Here is a 20,641-nt window from a genome sequence, read left to right as displayed (position 1 = left end):
CAGGACGGGCGCTATCACTGGAAAACGGACCGGGGGGCCGGTCGCTCGACCCGCCCCCCGGATCCAAAGAGCTTCCTAAGCGGCCTGGACCATGGACAGCACATCGGCATAGGGAGTCTCGTCGCGCTGCGCGCGCTCATTGTCGGCAATGATGATCCGCATGACCCGTTCGACAAGGCCCTTGCGGCGTGCCGCTCGCTCCGCCATCGCGGCATCGTCGGGCTGATAGTGACGGATATCGTCGAGGCTGGCGACGCCGCGCTCGACGATCAGCCGCGTCAACGTGTCCACCTGGTCGTGCAGCACGCTCGCCTCCCCCATCAGGGCGACGATCATGGTCAGCAGCCGCTCGCTATCGGGGTCGTCGAGCATGAAGGGGCGCTCACCCTTTGACGCTTTGGGAAGGGGCGCGGTCATCATTGCTCTCCTCCGGGTTTGCGGGCGCCGAAGGCGAGCCAGCCACCCTCCTTGAAATATTGTGTGGGAATTTCGGTTTCGAAAACGGCATCCGCCGGGAAGCCGGCCTTCAAGGCGGGTTCGATCAGATCCATTTCCGCGAGCGTCGACCAGAAAGGCTCGTTGTTGTTTGTCGCATCCCAGTTCCACAGGAACTGGTCGAACGGATCCTTGCGGCGGATCGGAACCTCGACATGCAGCATGACACCGCCCGGACGCAGCAGCCGGTAGCTCTCGGTCAGGATATTCTGCAACCCTTTGCGCGAGCTCTCGTGAAGCAGGATATGCGATACGATCAGATCGAAGCTCTCGTCCTCATAAGGGGTCGCCTCGGCATTGGCCTGACGGAAATGAACGGCTTGGCCCAGCGCCTCGGCGCGCGCATGGGCGAAACGCAGCGCGGGTGCCGAGAGGTCGATAGCATGGAGTTCGGAATCGGGAAATTCACGGCCATAGGGCAGCGTCGACATGCCGACCGTGCACCCCATATCGAGAATCTTCTTCGGCGCGAAATCGGGAAAACGGCTCTTGAGAAATGCCGATCCGGCAAGCCCCTTGTCGTCGCACAATTTACCGGTGCGCCCCATGATGAAGACAAAACTGCCGAGGTCCGAGCGCGCGCCCGCCCAGACATCGTCCTCGGTGCGTTCGAGAAAATAGGAGCCCGGAACGCAGTGGATGTCGACCGACGACTGATATGCGGGAATTTGCACCGCAGAATCCAGCGTCAACGTGCCATGCTGGGGCGCCTTGGCAAAACTGCGATAGCGCTCGATCAAATCGGGCAGCTGGCGATCGCACACGGTCGCGGTCACATCGACATAAAATTCCTGCTGCGCGCGGGCCAGCGCACTCCACCAGCGATAGGAACGATCGCCCCCCATCGCATCGGCGACCTCGCGCCAGGTTTCGGGCGAACGGCCATGTTGCCGCTTCCACTCGGGCTCCACATGCTTCTGATAGATATCGGGCAGCGCCGATTTGACCGGATCGCGCAAGATGCTCTTCAGCGTGATGGCGAAGTCGAGCCGGGATTGTTCCTCGGCATCGGGGCGGGCGGACATGGCATGGGGGAGCGGGCGCGGTTCAGTCACGGCGATTCCTTTCAGCTTTGAGATTCCTGACTAGCAAGAAATATATGTTATGTCATCATGATATTATGGATACATGCTACTGGCAAAGCCGATCGCGAAAGGCACCTGATCCGGTTCGATCAGGCCAGATAAGCCCATGGGAAATCGGCCTTATCTTTCGAACGAAATGCCGATATCTCGTCGCGGCGCAGAAGCGTCAGATCGATGGCATCGAGGCCGGCAACGAGCATTTCCTTCGCCTCCTCGTCGATCGAAAAGGAATATGTCTTCCCGAGCGCGCTCATGAGTCGCTGTTCGGGCAGATCGATCGAAACAGGACGCGCCTGCGGGTCCGCGGACACTTCGGCAGCGAGCGCCGCGATCTCGGCATCGGGCAGTTCGACGGGCAGGATCGCGTTGCGCACGCAATTGCCGCGAAAAATCGGGTTGAACGACGGGGCAATGATCGCACGAAAGCCAAATTCCGCGAGCGCCCATGCCGCATGTTCGCGGCTCGAACCACAACCGAAATTGGCACCGCCGATCAGGATGCGCGCTCCGCCATAGGCGGGGTCGTTGAGCACGAAATCCGGATCGGGTTCGCGGCTACCGATCGCCACATAGCGCCAGCCGGCGAAAAGGCCGCCCGCCAGTCCCCGCTTGGAAACCGACGTCATCTCGCGCGAGGGAATGATCGCATCGGTATCGATATTGTCGCGAAGCAGCGGCATGGCGACGGCCTGCAGTTGCGTGAAAGCTTCCATCAGCGGGGCTCCAGTTTTCGGGGATCGGAGAGGCGCCCTGCAATGGCTGCGGCCGCCACGGTTTCCGGAGAAGCGAGGTGCGAGCGCGTACCCGGCCCCTGGCGACTCTCGAAATTGCGGTTGGTCGATGTGACGACGCGCTGTCCGGCGCCGAAACTTTCCCCGCCGGCAAAGAAGCACATCGAGCAGCCCGCCTCGCGCCATTCGAAACCCGCGTCGAGGAATATCCGGTCGATCCCCTCGGCTTCGGCCTGCGCCTTGACCGCCGTCGAACCGGGCACGCAGATTGCCTTTACCCCCGGCGCCACGGCGCGTCCCTTGAGGATCGCAGCGGCCCGACGGAGGTCGGAAATGCGGCTGTTGGTGCAGGAGCCGATGAAGGCCGCATCGATTTCGAGCCCGTCAAGGCGCTGCCCCGCCGCAAGCCCCATATAGGCGAGCGCGCGATCATAGCTTTCGCGCGTATCGCGATCCGCAACCGCATCATGCTGCGGGACCACATCGTCGATCGGCACGGCATGCTGGGGGCTGGTTCCCCATGTCACCATCGGCGCCACATCCGCCGCATCGACCACCAGTTCGGCATCGAAACATGCGCCTTCGTCGCTCGCGAGCGTGCGCCACCAATCCAGCGCCGCGTCCCACGCGGCGCCCGACGGCGCGAAGGGCCTCCCCTTCAGATAGTCGAACACAATCTCATCGGGAGCGATCAACGCCGAAAAGGCCGCGAATTCCGTGGCCATATTGCACAGCGTCAGCCGGGCTTCGACGTCCAGCGCGCGCACCGCTTCGCCGGCATATTCGACGACATGTCCGCGCGCGCCGCGCGAACCGAAGCGCCCGAGCAGATGCAGCGCAAGGTCCTTGGCGGTGACGCCGGGGGCCAGGCACCCGTTGATCGTCACCCGCATCGTCAGGGGCTTCTTCACCCGCAGCGTCGTGGTTGCCAGTGCATGTTCGGCTTCGGTCGAGCCGATCCCCCAGGCGAGCGCGCCCATGGCACCCTGGCTGCAGGTATGGCTGTCGGCGCAAACGAGGGTCGTCCCCGGCAGCACGATCCCGAGCTCGGGCGAAATGACGTGGACGATGCCCTGCGCGGGATCCCCAAGATCGAACAGGCGAATGCCCGCTGCGTTGACGGCGGCACGGGTCTCGGTGATGAACGCGGTGCCGGCAGGCATGGTGGTGACGTCGGTGCGACCGGGACGCGTGTCGACGACATGGTCCATCGTCGCGAAGACATGCGCCGGATCGAGCACCTCCCGCCCCGCCGCCGCGAGACTTTTGAGGGCAACGCCGCCGGTGCGCTCGTGCAGCAATATGCGGTCGACGAGCAGCAACCCGGTGCCGCCGCCCAGATCGGACACCTCGTGCCTCGACCAGATCTTCTCGAAAATTGTGCGTGCCATGCGTCTTTCCCGTCCTTGCCAATCAGGCTTCAATGTCGGCGGGCGCACGCGTCAGCCGGCCAATCTCCTCGGGCGTGAAGCCGAGTGCTTCCAGAATCGCGTCGCCATCGCCCCCGACCGCGGGGATGTCGTGTTGCAAGCCGGGCCTGCCGCCATCAAACTCGATCGGAAGCGCCGGCAGCTTCGTCGTTGCGCCGCCCGGAATCCGGACCTCGAGAAGACCTCCGGCGGCGTTCAGATGCGGATCGTCGAACAGTTCGTCGGGCCGCGCGATGGGCGCGAACGGGAGGCCAAGCGCCTCAAGCCGTTCGATCAGCGCGTCGCGCTCCATTGCGCCGAAGAGCGCCCGCACGCGCGGCAAGATGCGGTCGCGCGCCAGCACACGCTGGTTGTTGAGTGCCAGGTCCGGATCGGCGGCGAGATCCTCGAGCGCAAAGGCTTCGCACAGCGATTTCCACTGGCCGTCGCTCACCACACCGACGAAAAGCTGCTCGCCCTCGTTGCGCGTTTCGAAGACGTCGTAAATCGCCCAGGCCGAAATCCGGTTGGGCATCGGCTGCGCCGCCGTTCCGGTGACCGCCTGCTGCGCCATATGCTGGCCGACCATAAATGCCGTGGTTTCGAAGAGCGAACATTTCACCGACGCCCCTCGCCCGCTGCGATGGCGCTGCTCAAGCGCGGCAAGGATGCCGATCACGCCGAACATGCCGCCGGTGATGTCGATCACCGAGGCGCCGGCGCGGAGCGGCCGCCCCGGCGGACCCGTCATATAGGCGAGCCCGCCCATCATCTGGGTCACTTCGTCGAGCGCGGTGCGCCGTTCATAGGGGCCGGCCAGAAAACCCTTGGCCGAACAATGGATCAGCGACGGGTTGGTCTGCGACAGCGCCTCATAGCCGAGACCCAGACGATCGAGCGTACCGGGCCGGAAATTTTCCACCATGATGTCGGCGCCATCGACCAGACGGCGCGCGACGGCGAGGCCATCCTCGCTTTTCAGGTCAAGGCAGATGCTGCGCTTGTTGCGGTTGAACATCGGAAAATAGCCCGCGCCCGAGCCCAGAAGCCGGCGGGTCTGATCGCCCCCCAGAGGCTCCACCTTGATCACATCGGCGCCCAGATCGCCCAATATGACGCCGATGGACGGCCCCATCACCATATGGGTGAATTCGATCACCTTGAGCCCCGCGAGCGGCCGCACATCTTGTTCCATCATTTTTCTCCACCCCCTGCAGGTCGTATCGACTTGCGGTTCTCATCTTGGTATGTTTATATAACGTTATGGTAACAATGCAAGATGCGGTGCGGTGATGATGGATATTCTGGTGAGCGAAGTGGGGCCCCGCGACGGGCTGCAAAGCATTGCGGCGACGATGCCGACCGATGCGAAAAAGGCCTGGATCGCGGCCGAGGCTGCGGCCGGGGTGCGCGAAATCGAGGTCGGGAGTTTTGTTCCGGCGAAGCTGCTGCCCCAGCTGGCCGACACGGCAGAAATTGTCGCCTTTGCAAAGACGATTCCGAATCTCACCGTTGCCGTGCTTGTTCCCAACGCAAAGGGTGCCGCCGCCGCGATTCAGGCCGGCGCGGACAAGCTGACCTTGCCGCTTTCGGTTTCGGAAACGCACAGCATGGCCAATTTGCGCCGCACCCACGCGCAGGTGCTGGACGAGGCGAAGGAAATCGCCGCGTTGATATGCGCCGCGCCCGAGGGGCAGCGCCCGCATTTCGAAGGCAGCCTTTCAACGGCCTTCGGCTGTACGCTGGAAGGCGCGATCGCCGACGCGCAGATAGCGCGGCTGGCCGAAGCGCTGATGGCCGCCGGATGCGATGAGGTCGGCTTGTCCGACACGACAGGCTATGCCGATCCCGCCGCGGTCAAGCGGCTGATCGCGCTGGTACGCGGCGTCGTCGGCGACGCAGCACTGACCGGCATCCATCTCCACAACACACGCGGGCTCGGGCTCGCCAATGCACTCGCCGCGCTGGACGCCGGATTGACGACGCTCGACAGCTCGCTTGGCGGGCTCGGCGGCTGTCCTTTCGCACCGGGTGCGAGCGGCAACATCGTCACCGAGGATCTGGTCTTCATGCTCGAAGCCATGGGGCTGCGCACCGGAATCGACCTCGAAAAACTGATGCATGTCCGCACCATCCTGACCGATTCGCTTCCCGGCGAAGAAATTTACGGTTTCCTTCCCGACGCCGGCCTCCCGCTCGGTTTCGGCCAGGCAGTTCAAGGAGTATCCGCATGACGGTTGGAACAAAAATGCTGTCCGACAACCGGACCGCACGTCAGATATTCGAAGATGTGATCGCCAATCCGGCCCGCAGCAAATTCGGATTCGGGCGCAAGCTGGCGATCGTGAATGTCGATTTCCAGAACGCCTATACGCAGATCGACAAATATAAGACCGCCTATGAAAGTGATCCGCGCCAGATCGAATATGCGAACACCATCTCGCGGCTGGCACGCGCGCGGGACATGCCGGTCGTCTGGACCCATGTCGGCTATATGGGCAATGGCGCCGACGCCGGGGTCTGGGGCACGCGCACCAACACGCCCGACAGCCTGCAGAATATCAAGATCGGCAGTGATCGATATGATTTCGACGAACGCTGCGAAATCGATCATGCGGTCGACGCAGTCTATGCGAAACGCATGCCCTCGGCCTTTTTCGAAACGCATCTCGCCAGCTATCTGGTCTGGCACAAGGTCGATACGGTCGTGATCACCGGCGGCAGCACCTCGGGCTGCGTGCGCGCGACCGCGGTCGATGCGCTGTCGCACGGCTATCGCACCATCGTCCCCATCGAGACCTGCGCCGACAAGCATGAAAGCTATCATTTCGCCAACCTCACCGACCTTCAGCTGAAATATGCCGATGTCGAACCCGTGCAGGCGGTGATCGACTGGCTGGAGGCGCGCGCATGAACGAAGGCGCCGCCGATCCCGGCCTCTATAATTTCAACCCGTGGAGAAACCGGCCGAAGATCGAATGGCCGGACGGCAAGACGGTCGCGGTGTGGGTGTCGCCCAACATAGAATTTTACGAGATCGACCCACCCGCCAATCCGCACCGCAAGAGCTGGCCCAAACCGCATCCCGATGTCGTCGGCTATGGGCACCGCGATTATGGCAATCGTGTCGGCCATTGCCGACTGGCCGAAATGATGTCGAAGCACGGCTTCCCGGGGTCGGTGTCCCTCTCGGTCGCGATGTGCCAGCACCATCCGGAAATCGTCGCCGATGCCAATGCGCGCGGCTGGGAATTCTTCAGCCACGGCATCTACAACACGCGCTACAGCTACGGGATGGACGAGGCGCAGGAGCGCGCGATCATCGCGGATTCGATCCGCACCGTGCGCGATGCGACCGGTCAGACGATCAAGGGCTGGCTCGCCCCCGCTCTCACCCACACGCCGCGCACGCTCGACCTGATCGCCGAATATGGGCTGACCTACACCTGCGACCTTTATCATGATGACCAGCCGCAGCCGGTGCATGTCCGCTCGGGCAAGCTTATTTCGATGCCCTACAGCATCGAGGTCAACGACCATTATGGCTTCTTCGTCTATAATATGAGCCCGCGCGAATATGCCGACACGCTGATCCGCCAATATGAGCGGCTGGCGGCGGAAGGCGCCGAATCGGGCACGGTGATGTGCATTCCGCTCCACGCCTATCTGATCGGCCAGCCCCACCGGATCGGCGCCTTCGAGGAGGTGCTGAAACATATCGCCGCCGACGGACGCGCCTGGATCACCCGGTCGGGCGACGTCGCCGACCATTTCCTTGCCCATGATTACGACCGCGCCGTGGCCCATGCCGCGCGCTACCGCACGGAGGCGCGCTGATGTCGCTCGATCCCGCCTATCTGGAATATCCGCACCGCCGCCACGGCATGGACCATGCATATTATCCCTGGTCCAACCTGTTCGATCGCCCGCCGCTCGATTTTGGCGGCAAGCGTGTCGCGGTCGCGCTCTTCGTCAGCCTCGAATGGTTCCCGATCACCCCAACCGACACGCCCTTTCGCGCGCCGGGGCATATGCAGACAAGCTATCCCGACTATCGTCACTATACGGCGCGCGAATATGGGACGCGCGTGGGTTTCTACCGCTTGCTCGACCTGTTCGCGAAACTCGGGACCCCCGCCAGCATCGCGGTCAATGCCGCGATCGCCGAACGTTACCCGATCGTCATTCACGATATCGTCGCTGCAGGGCATGAGATCGTCGCGCATTCGACCGACATGAACGGCACGATCGCGACCGGGCTTCCCGAAGCGGACGAACGCGCACTGATCGCATCGTCGCTCGACACGCTCGAACGTATTTCGGGCATCAGGCCGCGCGGCTGGCACTCGATCGCGCGATCGCAGAGCTGGAACACACCGCGGCTGCTGAAAGAAGCGGGCGTCGCTTACATGGCCGATTGGGTCAATGACGAGCTGCCCTGTCGTTTTGATACCGAAGCCGGCCCGATCATGAACTTCCCGCTCAACCACGAGCTTTCGGATCGCCAGATCATCACCGTCCAGCAACAGTCGGCCGACAGCTATGCCGGGCAGATCGAGGATGCGTATCGCTGGATCGACGGCGAGGTCGATCGCTATGGCGGGCGCGTGCTGCCGCTGCACCTGACCCCCTATATCATGGGCCTGCCCTATCGCATCGACGCGCTCGAACGCTGCCTCGCCTGGCTTGCCGCTCAGCCCGGCACCTGGTTCGCGCGCACGGGCGAGATTGTCGACGCCTGTCGGCGCTGAGCGATGCAACGCCGCTCGACCGCAGAACTCGCCGCGCTGCTGACCGGGGCGATGCAGCATCTCGCCGCCGGCGATATCGAGGCAGCAGAAGCGGCCGTCCGCACGGTCGCAGATGAAGCGCCGGACGAATCCGAGGGGCATAATGCGCTCGGCGTCGTCCTGGGCAAGGCGGAGCGGTTCGACGAAGCGGAGCGGTGCTTTCACACGGCGCTGGCTCTCGACCCGGAAAACCCGCGCGCGCATCGCAACCTCGGGGATCTGTATCGTCGGGCGGGAAAGCAGGATGCGGCGATCGACGCCTTCGGCGCGGCCTTGCGCATCGATCCCGGCGACCATCGCCTGCACCATCTGCTCGCGCGTATGGAACATGACCGCGGGCAGCATCGCGCGGCGGAAGCGGGCTATCGGCGCTATCTCGCGCACGCGCCGGAGGATGTCGAGGCGCTCACCGATCTCGGCATGGCACTCGCCGCGCTGGGCCGCGACAATGAAGCCGTCGAAAGCTTTGAAACCGCATTGCGGATCGCGCCGCGGCACCTGCCGGCCGAGTTCGGACTGCGCGAAACCCTCGCGCGGCTGATCCCGCCCTGGCACTTGCCGATGATGAACGAGCCCAAGCGCAACCACGCCTATCGCGATGCCATTCGCGCGGTGGTGCGGCCCGACGATCTGGTGCTCGATATCGGAACCGGCGCGGGCCTGCTCGCCCTGCTCGCCGCCGAAGCCGGCGCGCGTCACGTGGTCAGCTGCGAAATGGTCGATGTCGTCGCCCGGGAGGCGCAGGCGATCACCGGGCGCAGCGCCTGGGCCGACCGGATCGACGTCGTCGCAAAAAACTCGGCGATGATCGAGGTTGGACGCGATCTGCCCGAACGCGCCGATGTGCTGGTATCGGAGATATTGGCCAATGATTTTGTCGGCGAAGGCGTGCTGCCGAGCCTGATCGACGCGAAGCAGCGGCTGCTCAAGCCCGGCGCGCGGATCATTCCTTCGCACGGTGCGATGATGGGCGTGCTCGTCGGCGGTAACGAAATCGCCTATCTGCTGGGCCTCGACGATGTCTGCGGATTCGACATGGCGTCTTTCGCGCGGCTGCGGCCCTGGCGCCAGCCGGTGTCGCGCCAGATCGGCTATGATGCCTTCTCCGACGATCTGGCGCTGGTCGAATATGATTTCGACGATCTGGCTTCGCTGGCGGACAGGGAAATGACGGTCGCCGTGACGGTCACGCGCTCGGGGCTTTGCTATGGCGTGCTGCAGTGGATCAGCCTCGAGCTTGCGCCCGGCATCACCTACGACAATCACCCGCTCACCACCGATTCGGTCTGGAACAAGCAGCTCTACGCCTTTCCCGAGCCGCGCAGGGTGGAGGCAGGCGACATATTGACACTGCGGCTCTGGCAGCAGTCCGATTTTCTCTATCTGACATGCGATTGACCGCGGTCCTGTTTTGAAGCTTCCGGTCCCTGGCCCAGCCCTCTCGGGCCGGGGGTCGGAAGAACCGGAGCGCGCCGGATCGCCGGGCGGAACCGCCCCGCCGTCACACGGCGGGACCCTCCGCAGTCAGGGCAGATCGAACCAGATTGTCTTGTGGCGCAGATATTTCTCATACCCCGCCCGGCCGGCCTCCTGACCGATGCCCGAGGCTTTCCAGCCGCCGAAGGGCGCGGTGAAATCCGGACGCCGGCCCCAGGCGTTGACCCAGACCGTCCCCGTCTGCAGCGAGCGACTGACGTCGATCGCGCGCCGCAAATCCTTCGTATAGACCGACGCGCTCAGACCATATTCGGGGTGATCGGCCAGCGCGAGCCCCTCTTCGAGCGTATCGAACGACTGTGCCAGCAGCACGGGCCCGAAAATTTCCTCGCGGCATCCCCGCGCCGCCTGCGTCACATTTTCGATGATCGTCGGCGCGAACCAGACGCCGTCGCCCTCGCGGTCGAGCCGTTTCCCGCCGATACGAAGCGACCCGCCTTCGGCGAGCGTGTCGCCGACGATATTCTCGATACGTTCGGCCTGACGCTGGTTGAAGATCGGTGCCAGCGTTGCGCCATCATCCCATGTCGCGCCGGGGACCAGTGTGGCAAAGCGCGCGGAAACCTTGTCGAGCAAGGCTTCGCGGAGCGACGCATGGACGATGAGACGGCTGCCTGCATAGCAGAGCTGCCCGGCATTGCGCGTGATCCCCCAGGCGATGTGATCGGCGACCTGATCGAGGTCGGGAGCATCATCGAGCACGAGTTGCGGCCCCTTGCCGCCGAGCTCCAGCCCGACGGGCTTGGGTCCGCTGAGCGCGGCATCGGCCATCAGCCGGCGGCCTGTCGCGGTCGATCCGGTGAAGGCGACATAGCCGACGCCCGGATGCTTCACGATCGCCGCGCCGACGCCGGGGCCATAGCCCTGCACGATATTGAAGAGCCCCGCGGGCAAACCTTCCTCGACGCCAAGCTCCGCCACACGGACGATCGAGAAGGGTGTCATTTCCGAAGGCTTGAGCACGATCGCATTGCCCGCGGCGAGCGCCGGTGCGACCTTCCACATCGCGAGGATCAGCGGGAAATTCCAGGGCGAGATCGCGCCCACCACGCCATAGGGTTCGTGGACGACCATCGCGAGACCATTGTCGCCGGTCGGCAGCACCGCGCCGTCGACCTTGTCGCAATATTCGGCATAATAGCGCAGCCACTCGGCGGTATTGAGCACATCGACGGCCTTTGCCTCGGCAAAGATCCGCGACGAAACCACCGCCTCCAGCCGGGCGATCTCGTCGGCATTGCGCGCAATCGCATCGGCCCAGCGCCGCAAAATCCGCGCACGATCGCGCGGAGCGACGGCGCGCCATATCTTCTGCGCGGCCTGCGCGGCCAGCACCGCGCGATCGACCGTCGCTTCGTCGCCTTCGGGAATGGCGGCGTGGACACGGCCGTCCGAGGGACGGAAGACGTCGATCCGGCTTGTCCCCTCCCCGATCAATTGCCCGTCGATGAAATGCCCTGCCGGAACGGCGACCGTATCGGGATCAAAAGCGCGGCTCATTGCACGTGCCCCGCGAGCCTGGCGATCACCGCGCCCGGATCGGCCGGTGCCTGGTCGCCGCGCCAGGCGACATGACCGTCGGGCCGGACGAGTACCAGCCGGCGGGCATAGAGCGCCTTCGCCTCGGCGTCGTCGATATCGCGGATCGCGAACGGCACACCGGCGGCGGCCGCCGCCTCGGCCAACTCCGCGTCGCCATCCCCGGCCGCGCCGAAGCGCAGCAGCACGAAGCCCGCACCGAACAGATCGAGCATCGAGCTTCCGTCGGCGCGCCACATATGCGGCGCGCGCGATCCCGGCCAGCTCGACGGCACGACCTGGCCCATATCGTCGGGGGGTTCGGGGGTGCCATCGGGGATGATGACCGGGCTGTCGACATAGCGATAGCCCAGATGGGTACCGGCGCTGTTGAATTGCCGGGCGAGCCAATGGATCTTGCGCGTCAGCTCGGCACGCGCGGTGTGGCCGCTATCGTCGGGGCTATCGATATCGGCCGGCGTCTCGTCCATGACCATATCGATCTTGTCCGAATTGGTGGCCGAGATCAGGCTGTTGCGGACCGCGATCGGCTTGCGCTCGATCTCGTAGCTGTCGAGCAGCGCATCGCCGCCCCAGCCCTTCAGAACGGCATCGAGTTTCCAGCCCAGATCGCAGGCATCGCCGATTCCCGTGTTCATGCCGACGCCGCCCGTAGGCGCAAAAAGATGCGCGGCGTCTCCGAGCAGGAAGACGCGCTCGTCGCGCCATTTGCGCGCCACCGACTGGTGATGGTTCCAGTGCATCGTCGCCAGCAGTTCGAAGGCGAAGGGCTTGCCCATCGCACCGTGCAGGATCGCCTGCGCATCGAGTTCCTGCGTGGCCTTGGCGGGATCGAGGAAATAATATTGATAGTTCCACAACTCCTTGCCGTCGATCGCGGTGAACACGCCGAAGCTGTCGGGCGAGAAGACGAAATAGAGATTGGCCATGCCGCGGCCATGGGCTTCGAGAAATTCGGGGCTACGGAAGAAGAAGCTGACATTGGCGCGCATCTTGCCGCGACCATTATAGCGGATACCGAGCTGGCGCCGGACGTTGCTCGTACCGCCGTCGCACGCCGCCAGATAGCGGGAGCGGACCGTCTCGCTGCGCCCGGTCGCGATCTCGACAAGCGTCGAGATGACATGATCGTCATGCTGTTCAAAACCCTCGAACCGCCAGCCGTGCCGCATCTCGAGCGGAGCCAGCGTGCGCGCATGATCGAGCAAGACGGGTTCGAGCACCTGCTGGCCGATCTGCGTCTTGCCATAGGGCGACCAGCTCAGTTCCCGAAAGCGTGCCAGCGCCTCAGGGTCGCGCGTGCGCGTCTCGAGCAGCGACGGCGAGCGGAAACGATGGAGCTCCTGCCCGGCCAGCCGCGTCGTGAAAATGATATGATAGGGCAGATCATGGTTGATCGCATGGTCGTAGATCGCGTCGTCGAGACCCCAGCGGCGATAATATTCCATCGAACGCGCACCGAGCAGCGTCGCCTTGGGATGTTCGGTGGGCGCGGTACGCTCCTCGACGAGCAGCGCCGGCTGACCGCGGGTCGCCAGGTCGATGCCAAGCGTCAGGCCAACCGGCCCACCACCAACGATGAGAACGGGTATGTCTATCATGACGAACTTTCAAAATCATATTGAAGGCGGGTGATCGCGGCCTCAGTCGGGCTGGCCGGGCGCGACCCAGCGATCATTCTCGATCAGGTGACGATACCCATCGCGTCCGTCGGTCGGCAGATAGGCCGACCAGAGATTGGGCGGGAAGCGTTCCTGATAGGCGTCGAACACGCGCTCGTAGAGCGAGACATGGACGTCGGGAAGGCGATGCGACTTGCGGAAGGCCTCCATGTCGATGACCGTGCGGCGCTTGGTTTCGAACTTGTTGGCTTCGGCGAGCACGGTACCGCCGGGGCCCCAGATCGAGGAGCGCCCGACCCACTCATTGGTGTGCGCCACTTCCTCGAAGCTCCGGCGATCCGGATAAAGATTGAGCGAATTGTTCACCATCGTGACGAACACGTCGTTGTGATAGGCGCACATCTGCATATCTTCCCAGCGGAAGCCGCCGGTGGCGGTGCGGCAGAGGATTTCCGCCCCCTTCATCGCCTGCGCCCGGAACAGTTCGGGCTCATATTGTACCGCCGACATGGCGATATTGCCGATATCGGTGCACTCGACCGGGATCACCGCGTCCCAGCCGTACATCTCCACATAGCGGTCGAGCACGTCATAGATGCAGGTGTTGATCTGCTCGACGCCCGGGTGCGTGCCGCGGCGTGCGCGCTGTTTCCAGTGGTTGGCAACAAGCTTGCCCGACGGCCCGAACAGCAGTTGCATGTTCATGGTATGCCCGGGCCAGTCGGGAAGCTTCACCAGCGCGCCCATCATGATGTAGCAATTATATTGCTTGGCCTTGGCCGCCACCGCGGTGAGCTCGTCGCAATCGAGTTCGAAGGCGATCCGGTGCGTCTGTTCCCGCGTATAGGGACGATAGCCCTGGATCGGAAATTCGTGGAAGCAAAGCAGGTCGCAATAGCCCGACTGCTGCGCCCAATCGATCCGGTCGAGGATATATTGCAGATTCTCCTGCATGATCGGCGCCGGATTGTCGCCGTCGACACCCCGCACCCGCGTCTGGACGATGCCGATGGCAATGCTTGGGCTGCGCAGCGCGACCTTGGGATAGCCGCCATCGGCGCGCACTTGCGGTTGGGTTTCCTGAAGAGCATCTGTCATAATATCTTCCTGTTTTCCTTGTATAAATTGCAGGAAAAGCCCGCGCCAACATTCCTGAACGGACAGCAAACGGCAGCAACCGCGCCCCCTCCGATTGCCCTTGACGCTATCGCAGCATCAGGGGGAATGCAATAAGGACTTCACGTCTACATGATATTATGTAAATAGGACATCATGAACAACCCAAGGATGATCCTATGACCAACGCGATACCGCTGATTCCCGATCCTGAACCTGCGCTGGAATCGCTGCTCGCGGTGATAGAGAGGATTCGCCCGACGCTGGATGCCCGCGCGTCGGAAACCGAATCGCTGCGAAGGATTCCCCGCGAAACGATGGATCTGCTGTTCGAAAACGGCGTCCTGCGTTTCTTCGTTCCCCACCGCTTCGGTGGATATGAGCTCGACTGGGGCGCCCAGATCCAGCTGGGCCGCGCGATTGCCCGGCATTGCGCCTCGACCGCCTGGATTGCCTGCGTCGTCGGGTCGCACGCCGCCTATATCGGGCGCATGTCGCCCAAGGCGCAGGCCGATGTCTGGGGCCAGGGTGCCGATGTCCTGATCTCCACGGGCTCCGTTTCGCGCAATGTGAAGCTCGAATCGGTCGAAGGCGGCTACCGCATCAGCGGGCAATGGAGTTTCTGCAGCGGAATCGATCACGCCTCGTGGGTCCTGCTCCGTGCATCGCCGACCGGCGACAACCAGCAAAGCTATTTCCTGTTCCCCCGCTCCGACGTCACCATCAAGGACGACTGGTTTGTCAGCGGCATGAGCGGCACGGGTTCGAAAAGCGCCGTCATCGAAAACGCCTTTGTTCCCGAATATCGCACCATCCCGCTCAACACCATGATGGCGCCCGATCCGCCCGGGTCGGCTGTCAACAACAGCCCCGTTCACAGCGCCAGCTTCCGCCCCTTTGGCGGCACCAATCTGCTGGGGCCACTGATCGGCGGCGCCGAGGCGGTGCTCGCCTCCTATCTCGGACTTGTGCGCGCGGGCGCGGGCGGGCTTTCGTCGGAGGATCCCCAGGTTCAGCTTCGCCTCGCCGAATCCGACGCCGAAATGGGCGCCGCGATCTGCCTGCTCGAATCGCTGGTTCGCCGCCAACGCGACGCCGCTGCGACCCGCGACGATCTGTCGCACGACGCCCGGATCGCGCTGGTACGCGACCGCGTCTACAGCGCGCGCCTGTGCATGAACGCAGCCGAACGGCTGGTCACTTCGCTCGACGCCCGGACCGTTTTCTCCGAACATCCGATCCAGCGCCATTTTCGCGATCTGTGCGGCATGGCGCAGCAAATCGGCGTCAATTGGGACCGCAACATGATCGATGTGGTCAAGACGATCTTCGGACGCCCGACCGATATCCAGCATCTCAACGCCCTATAAGCAGTCAGGACCGGTCATGACGAACACCCCGAACCACCCGATCGAAATCGCCGAGCGCCTTGCCGCGATCACCCCCGCGCTCGAAGAACAGGCGCGCGAAACCGATAGCGCCGGCGTCGCCCCGGCCACGATCGAACAATTGGTGCAAGCCGGCATGCTGGCCATCACCGATCCCGCAGCCCGGCTTGCCGCCGAGCGGATCGTCGCGCGCGCCTGTCCTGCCACGGCATGGCTTATGGCGGAGTTCGCCGACGCACGTGACCTTGCATTCGGCCTCGGCGAAGAAGCGCACGCAGAGATCGGCGCCGGCCCCGCCGTCGTCGCACGCAATGAAGATGGCGCAACCGCGACACCCACCGCGTCGGGATATTGTATCAGTGGAACATGGATCGGCGTCGGCGGCGTTCCGCACGCCGAATGGATATGGCTGACCAACATCCGCGCTGGCGACGGGCGGAGCATGGCGGCGCTGGTCCGGCGCAGCGACGTGACGCTGTTGCCCTATCATTATCTCGGAGGCTTGCGCGGGGTGGATTGGTCCAACCTGGTCGTCGAGGCCCTCGACGTCCCGGGGCATCGCGTCGTTCCCACCACGCAGATCGAAGCTTATGGCCTCGGCGGCGAGCGTCTGGTCGGCGTTCTGACCGGATGCGCCGAAGGCGGTTTTGCCGACTATGTACGCATGACCCGATCGCGCATCGCGGGCATCGGCGGCGGCGAGGTGGCGACCTTCACCCAGGTCCAGTCGCGCCTTGCCGAGAGCGAAGCCGAAATGGAAGTCGTCGCCGGCCTGTTCGAAGCCCTGCAACGGAACATCGGGCGCGCAGCGAGCGCGAATGATGCCGTCCGCAACGATCGCGATCGCTCCTTCGCCGCGCGCAAGGCGCTCGACGCCGTGACGCGGCTGGTCCGCCAGATGGGCGCGATGGGGCTTTCCGAAACCAATCCGGTTCAGCGCCGGTATCGCGACCTGCGTGCGATCGCCGCCGACCAAAGCTTCGCCTGGGACGGGCATATGGCGCGCCACGGCCGCCAGCTGCTGGGACTGGCGGAGAAGGAAGTCAGCGCAGTCTGAATACCCATGCTCCGCGCCTTGCCGCGGAGCACCCACCTGAAGCGGCTTCGGTTGACCCGAAGCCGCTTCTTTTCTTTTCAGTCTATATGTTCAGGCGTGCAGCGTCTCGCCCAGCCAGCGGCCGAATGCGAGCGCGGGAGACAGCGCCATCCCGCCGACGCCGCCCTTGCCCGAAAGATTGCTCCCGAGCACTTCGCCCACCGCGTAAAGCCCGGCGATCGGTGCACCCGCCTGGTCGAGCAGCCGGAACCCCGTGTCGACCTTGAGCCCTGCGAAGCCGCGCACGGTATAGCTGGCGATGGGCAGTGCATAAAAGGGACCAAGCTCGATCTTCAGGGGCATATGCTTGCGGCCCAGCCGATCGTTACCGCTCTCCACCGCGCGATTATAGTCCGCGACCGTTTCCTTCAATGCCGCCGCATCGATCCCGCATTGCGCTGCGAGATCATCGAGGCTGTCGGCGCGCAGGATGCTCCCGTCGGGATCATAGAAGCGCGCGGCCTTTTCCGGCGGGAAATAGGTGAAGACGCTCGGCGCCGCTTCGCGGATCGACTGGTCATAGATCAGGAAGCCGCAGGATCTGGGCTGCGCCATCATCACCGCCGAACGTTCGTCGGCGCTGTCATTGTCTTCGGCGAAGAAGCGCTTCCCGTCGAGGTTGACGATAATCTCCCACGGCTGGCGGTCCTGCGGGACCAGCCCGCCGGGCGCGCGATAGCGCGGCGGATCGAGGGTATGATCGAGAACGCCGCCGAAATTCGGGAGAAATTTTTCGGCATGGACCAGTGTCCCGCCGGCTTCGAGGCCCAACTCGATGCCGCGCCCCGTGGCGTGGCGATAGGAGCCGGGCCAGAGCGTGGCGCCCTCGTGCAGCTTCGCGAACAGATCGGGATTGGCGCCATAGCCGCCGGTGGCGAGAATGACCGCGCGGCCGAGGAATTTTTCATCTCCTGCCGTCACCCCGGCAATGCGTCCGTCGCGCTCGACCAGCCCGTCGACATCGGTGCCCAGCGCCAGATCGACCCGGCCCGCCTGTATCTGCTCGTCGAGCAGCCTTGCGAGCAGCTTGAGGATCGAGAGTCCCTCTTCCCTGCCCCAATAGGTACGGGCGCGGTCATAGGCTTCATGCCCGTGGATGACGCGCGGCATGTCGGCTTCCATCTCGAAGCCCTCGTCCATCAGCCAGTCGATAAAGGGACCCTGCAACCGCACCGCCATGTCGAGAAAAGGCGCGTCGGAGCTTCCCTTGCTGATCCGCATGGCGTCGGCATAATGCGCCTCGGGGCTATCCTCGATGCCGCGTTCGGCCTGAAGCCGTGTTCCGGCCCCGCTCAACTGGCCGCGGTTGATGAGGAGCGCCCCGCCAATTGCATCCGCGCAATCGAGCAGCTTCACCGAAAGGCCGCGCCTGGCGGCAAAAATCGCAGCAGTGAGGCCAGCCGGGCCAGCGCCGACGACAACGATATCATATGTCATGTTCAACGCCCTCAATCCTGCGCGACCGCCTCGCGAAATGCGTCGATCGGCTTGGCCTCGCCGCGCTGGATCATCAGCGCTTTCTTGCGGAAAAAGCGCATCATTCCCGCGTCCCCCATCCGCGATCCACCCAGCCCCGAATATTTGAAACTATGCTTCTCCGCCTCGGTCGTCGCCGACTGGAGCCCCGCATCATTGATGCTGATCGCGCCGGCATCGATCCGTTCGGCGACTGCAATGGCTTCGGCTTCGCTGCCCGCGAACACCGCGGCCGAGAGTCCGAAATCGGTATCATTGGCAAGCGCGACCGCCTCATCGACCGTCTCGAACGGCATCACCGGAATGATCGGGCCGAAGCTTTCCTCGGCGATGATCTTCATCCCGTGGTCGACGCCTGTCACCACCGTCGGGCGCAGCCACGCCCCGCCGGGGCCCTCAAACTCTCCGCCGCAATGCACCGTTGCGCCGCCGGCAACGGCCTCGTCCAGATGCGCGCGAAGAACCGCCACCTGGGCGTGGGAAATGATCGGGCCGAGATGTCCGGTGTCGATGCGGGCATCGTTGAGGCCGACGGCGCGCGCGCGATCGACGAGCGCCGCCAGGAATTCGGGAAAGATGCGCCGGTCGACATAGACACGCTCGATCGACAGGCAGACCTGTCCGCTGTTGATCACACCCTGGCGCAGCACGGCGTCCGCCGCGCGGTCAATGTCCGAGCTCGCAAGCACCACCGCCGGGTCCTTGCCCCCCAGTTCGAGAAAGGCGGGAATGAAGCGCCGTGCCGCGGCTTCCGCGACCTTGCGCCCGGTCGCGACGCTGCCGGTAAAGCAGATCATGTCGGCGGCTTCGATGACCGCCTGCCCCGCCTCGCCGTCGCCGCCGATGAATTCGAAAATCGCCGCAAGCTCGGGAACCGCCGCGATGGTCTCGCGCATGGGTTCGATGAAACGCGGCGTGATTTCGCTCGGCTTCACCATGACCGCGCATCCCGCGAGCAGTGCGGGAAGCGCGTCGATCAGCGACAATGTCACCGGGAAATTCCACGGACTGATCACGCCGACGAGCTGATAGGGCACATATTGCGGCTTGAACGAGACGGTCGGCAAAAGCGCCGAGCTGGTTTCGTGGACATCGAGAAGGCGGGCAATGTCGACGCACAATCGCCGTATCTTGGCCGGAAGCGCCAGCACCTCGGCGCGCGATATGGTCAGACGGCCCGTGTCCACGACCAGCGCATCGATGATCGACTGGCTGCCGCGTTCGACGACATCCGCCCAGCGCAGCATCGCCTCGACGCGGCCCGCGACGCCGATCTCGCGCCATTGCGCCTGTCCGGCGCGCAGCCGCCCCGCGATGGCCGCGACATCCTGCCCGTCGGCGGCATGCAATAGATAGTCGGTCTCGCCAGTGCGCGGATTGCGAACGGAAATGGTTCTGGACATCGTCGATCCTTTATCGTGCGGGAGCATATTCTACCACGGACGTCAGTCCGCCCTTGTGCTGGATATCGAGTTCGGCGACCACCTCGCCGGTGTCGACGTCACGCCGCTGGACGACGCCTTCGAGAAAATTGCCGAGATAGAAATGCCGCTCGTCGGGTGAGAAGCGCGCGCGCGTCCAGCCGCGCACGGGGGGAACCTGATAACGCTGGATGATCTGCCCTTCGGGATCGAGGCGCAGCGCGCCGGTGCTGGTCGCGATCAGCACCTCGCCCGCCCGGCTGATGCTCAGGCCGTAAGTGGCGTCGCGTTCGCCATCGAAGAGGTGAAGGTCGGGAAGCTGCCGGCGCTCAACCAGATCGAAACGGCAAAGCCGCCGCCCGCTCTCCGAGCTGTAATAAACTATCCGCTCGTCGTCGGTCAGTGCCAGGCTGCTGACGCAATGATGTCCGCTGCGCCCGCCATCGATCTCGACATCGAAAAATTCGAAATCGCCATTGTCGGGATCGAATCGCACCAGCTTGCCCGGGCCATGCCCGTCATCGCCCGCCTGCCCGCCATAGAGGGAATGGATGCCGATCAGGATGCGGCCAGCGCTGTCGACAACCAGATTGCCGTAGCGCCTGACCGGCGGACGCCGGATTTCGACCTCGCGCCCCGCCATGTCGAAGGCCATGATCCGCGAGGCCGATGGGGAGGTTGTATAAACCCGGGCGCGCCGCGCATCGAGGGCGAGGCCGACGAGCAGATCGCGTCCCCCCGCCGCAACCTTTGCCTTGCGGTTGAACGCATGATCGCAGTGCCAATAATAGCTGTCGCCCTTGATGCCGCCCTGAATATCGAGGGGCTGTTCAGTTTCGTTGGCGACCAGAAAGACATCACCCGTCTCGAGCTTTTGTTCCCGCATATCGCCTCCTGTCTCCGGCATCCTGCGCCGAGGGCCAGAGGTATATTGTTATTATGTTTTCATATCAACATAAGATATCGATATGCGACG

18 protein-coding genes are annotated in these 20,641 nt (G+C 64.0%); 7 read left to right on the top strand and 11 right to left on the bottom strand.

From position 1 onward, the window contains the following. Nucleotides 1–75: 75 nt before the first annotated feature. From AC1RRJ_RS00300 to AC1RRJ_RS00280, 5 genes are all read right to left on the bottom strand, one after another. Nucleotides 76–420, bottom strand: coding sequence for a hypothetical protein (locus AC1RRJ_RS00300; RefSeq protein WP_493119701.1), 345 nt, complete (start codon nt 418–420; stop codon nt 76–78). Beyond that, nucleotides 417–1,520: a class I SAM-dependent methyltransferase gene (locus AC1RRJ_RS00295; RefSeq protein ID WP_493119700.1), complete on the bottom strand. Its 1,104-nt coding sequence runs from the start codon at nt 1,518–1,520 to the stop codon at nt 417–419. The genes AC1RRJ_RS00300 and AC1RRJ_RS00295 overlap by 4 nt, the downstream gene beginning before the upstream one ends. A 149-nt stretch (nt 1,521–1,669) precedes the next feature. After that, nucleotides 1,670–2,293 carry a 3-isopropylmalate dehydratase small subunit gene (gene leuD / locus AC1RRJ_RS00290; protein ID WP_493119699.1) on the bottom strand — a complete coding sequence of 208 codons (624 nt, stop codon included), beginning with the start codon at nt 2,291–2,293 and terminating at the stop codon, nt 1,670–1,672. Then, the gene (gene leuC / locus AC1RRJ_RS00285; RefSeq protein WP_493119698.1) at nt 2,293–3,702 is read right to left on the bottom strand and encodes a 3-isopropylmalate dehydratase large subunit; all 1,410 of its coding nucleotides are present in this window, start codon (nt 3,700–3,702) and stop codon (nt 2,293–2,295) included. The genes leuD and leuC overlap by 1 nt, the downstream gene beginning before the upstream one ends. Nucleotides 3,703–3,724: 22 nt before the next feature. Continuing rightward, complete coding sequence (locus tag AC1RRJ_RS00280) at nt 3,725–4,918, bottom strand: CaiB/BaiF CoA transferase family protein (protein ID WP_493119697.1); 1,194 nt, start codon at nt 4,916–4,918, stop codon at nt 3,725–3,727. A gap of 94 nt (nt 4,919–5,012) precedes the next feature. Here AC1RRJ_RS00280 and AC1RRJ_RS00275 point away from each other — a divergent pair, with 94 nt between their 5' ends. From AC1RRJ_RS00275 to AC1RRJ_RS00255, 5 genes are read left to right on the top strand one after another with little or no spacing between them, the layout of a single operon-like run. Continuing rightward, nucleotides 5,013–5,954 (top strand): hydroxymethylglutaryl-CoA lyase, encoded by a 942-nt coding sequence (locus AC1RRJ_RS00275; protein ID WP_493120670.1) that lies wholly within the window; start codon nt 5,013–5,015, stop codon nt 5,952–5,954. Beyond that, on the top strand, nt 5,951–6,634 hold the full coding sequence (locus AC1RRJ_RS00270) for an isochorismatase family protein (protein WP_493119696.1): 684 nt from the start codon (nt 5,951–5,953) through the stop codon (nt 6,632–6,634). The genes AC1RRJ_RS00275 and AC1RRJ_RS00270 overlap by 4 nt, the downstream gene beginning before the upstream one ends. Next, complete coding sequence (locus tag AC1RRJ_RS00265) at nt 6,631–7,557, top strand: polysaccharide deacetylase family protein (RefSeq protein WP_493119695.1); 927 nt, start codon at nt 6,631–6,633, stop codon at nt 7,555–7,557. Before AC1RRJ_RS00270 ends, AC1RRJ_RS00265 begins: the two co-directional genes overlap by 4 nt. Further along, nucleotides 7,557–8,471, top strand: a complete 915-nt coding sequence (locus AC1RRJ_RS00260; RefSeq protein WP_493119694.1) for a polysaccharide deacetylase family protein — start codon at nt 7,557–7,559, stop codon at nt 8,469–8,471. Before AC1RRJ_RS00265 ends, AC1RRJ_RS00260 begins: the two co-directional genes overlap by 1 nt. A gap of 3 nt (nt 8,472–8,474) precedes the next feature. After that, nucleotides 8,475–9,908 (top strand): tetratricopeptide repeat protein, encoded by a 1,434-nt coding sequence (locus tag AC1RRJ_RS00255; protein WP_493119693.1) that lies wholly within the window; start codon nt 8,475–8,477, stop codon nt 9,906–9,908. 126 nt (nt 9,909–10,034) lie between these two features. Here the strand turns inward: AC1RRJ_RS00255 and AC1RRJ_RS00250 are convergent, their stop codons facing one another. The 3 genes from AC1RRJ_RS00250 to AC1RRJ_RS00240 are packed head-to-tail and all read right to left on the bottom strand — an operon-like array spanning nt 10,035 to nt 14,266. Further along, nucleotides 10,035–11,507 (bottom strand): aldehyde dehydrogenase family protein, encoded by a 1,473-nt coding sequence (locus AC1RRJ_RS00250; RefSeq protein ID WP_493119692.1) that lies wholly within the window; start codon nt 11,505–11,507, stop codon nt 10,035–10,037. Beyond that, nucleotides 11,504–13,147, bottom strand: coding sequence for an FAD-dependent oxidoreductase (locus AC1RRJ_RS00245; protein WP_493119691.1), 1,644 nt, complete (start codon nt 13,145–13,147; stop codon nt 11,504–11,506). The genes AC1RRJ_RS00250 and AC1RRJ_RS00245 overlap by 4 nt, the downstream gene beginning before the upstream one ends. A gap of 42 nt (nt 13,148–13,189) precedes the next feature. After that, the gene (locus AC1RRJ_RS00240) at nt 13,190–14,266 is read right to left on the bottom strand and encodes a nitrilase-related carbon-nitrogen hydrolase (protein WP_493119690.1); all 1,077 of its coding nucleotides are present in this window, start codon (nt 14,264–14,266) and stop codon (nt 13,190–13,192) included. A 197-nt stretch (nt 14,267–14,463) separates the two neighbouring features. On the opposite strand from AC1RRJ_RS00240, the gene AC1RRJ_RS00235 reads away from it, so the two are divergent. Beyond that, entirely contained in the window at nt 14,464–15,654 is a 1,191-nt protein-coding gene (locus tag AC1RRJ_RS00235; protein WP_493119689.1) for an acyl-CoA dehydrogenase family protein, read from the top strand. A gap of 16 nt (nt 15,655–15,670) precedes the next feature. Beyond that, nucleotides 15,671–16,729 carry an acyl-CoA dehydrogenase family protein gene (locus tag AC1RRJ_RS00230; protein WP_493119688.1) on the top strand — a complete coding sequence of 353 codons (1,059 nt, stop codon included), beginning with the start codon at nt 15,671–15,673 and terminating at the stop codon, nt 16,727–16,729. Nucleotides 16,730–16,819: 90 nt separating this feature from the next. On the opposite strand, the gene AC1RRJ_RS00225 is transcribed toward AC1RRJ_RS00230, so the two are convergent. The 3 genes from AC1RRJ_RS00225 to AC1RRJ_RS00215 are packed head-to-tail and all read right to left on the bottom strand — an operon-like array spanning nt 16,820 to nt 20,551. Beyond that, nucleotides 16,820–18,205 (bottom strand): FAD-dependent oxidoreductase, encoded by a 1,386-nt coding sequence (locus AC1RRJ_RS00225; RefSeq protein ID WP_493119687.1) that lies wholly within the window; start codon nt 18,203–18,205, stop codon nt 16,820–16,822. An 11-nt stretch (nt 18,206–18,216) separates the two neighbouring features. Next, nucleotides 18,217–19,647 (bottom strand): aldehyde dehydrogenase family protein, encoded by a 1,431-nt coding sequence (locus AC1RRJ_RS00220; protein ID WP_493119686.1) that lies wholly within the window; start codon nt 19,645–19,647, stop codon nt 18,217–18,219. A 10-nt stretch (nt 19,648–19,657) separates the two neighbouring features. Then, nucleotides 19,658–20,551 (bottom strand): SMP-30/gluconolactonase/LRE family protein, encoded by an 894-nt coding sequence (locus tag AC1RRJ_RS00215; protein ID WP_493119685.1) that lies wholly within the window; start codon nt 20,549–20,551, stop codon nt 19,658–19,660. Between the last annotated feature and the right edge of the window lie 90 nt (nt 20,552–20,641).

It is taken from the genome of Sphingopyxis sp. GW821-FHT12C06 (genome assembly GCF_058807415.1).
Note: the sequence above shows the minus strand (reverse complement) of the source record. Positions and strands in the feature narration are given on the sequence as shown.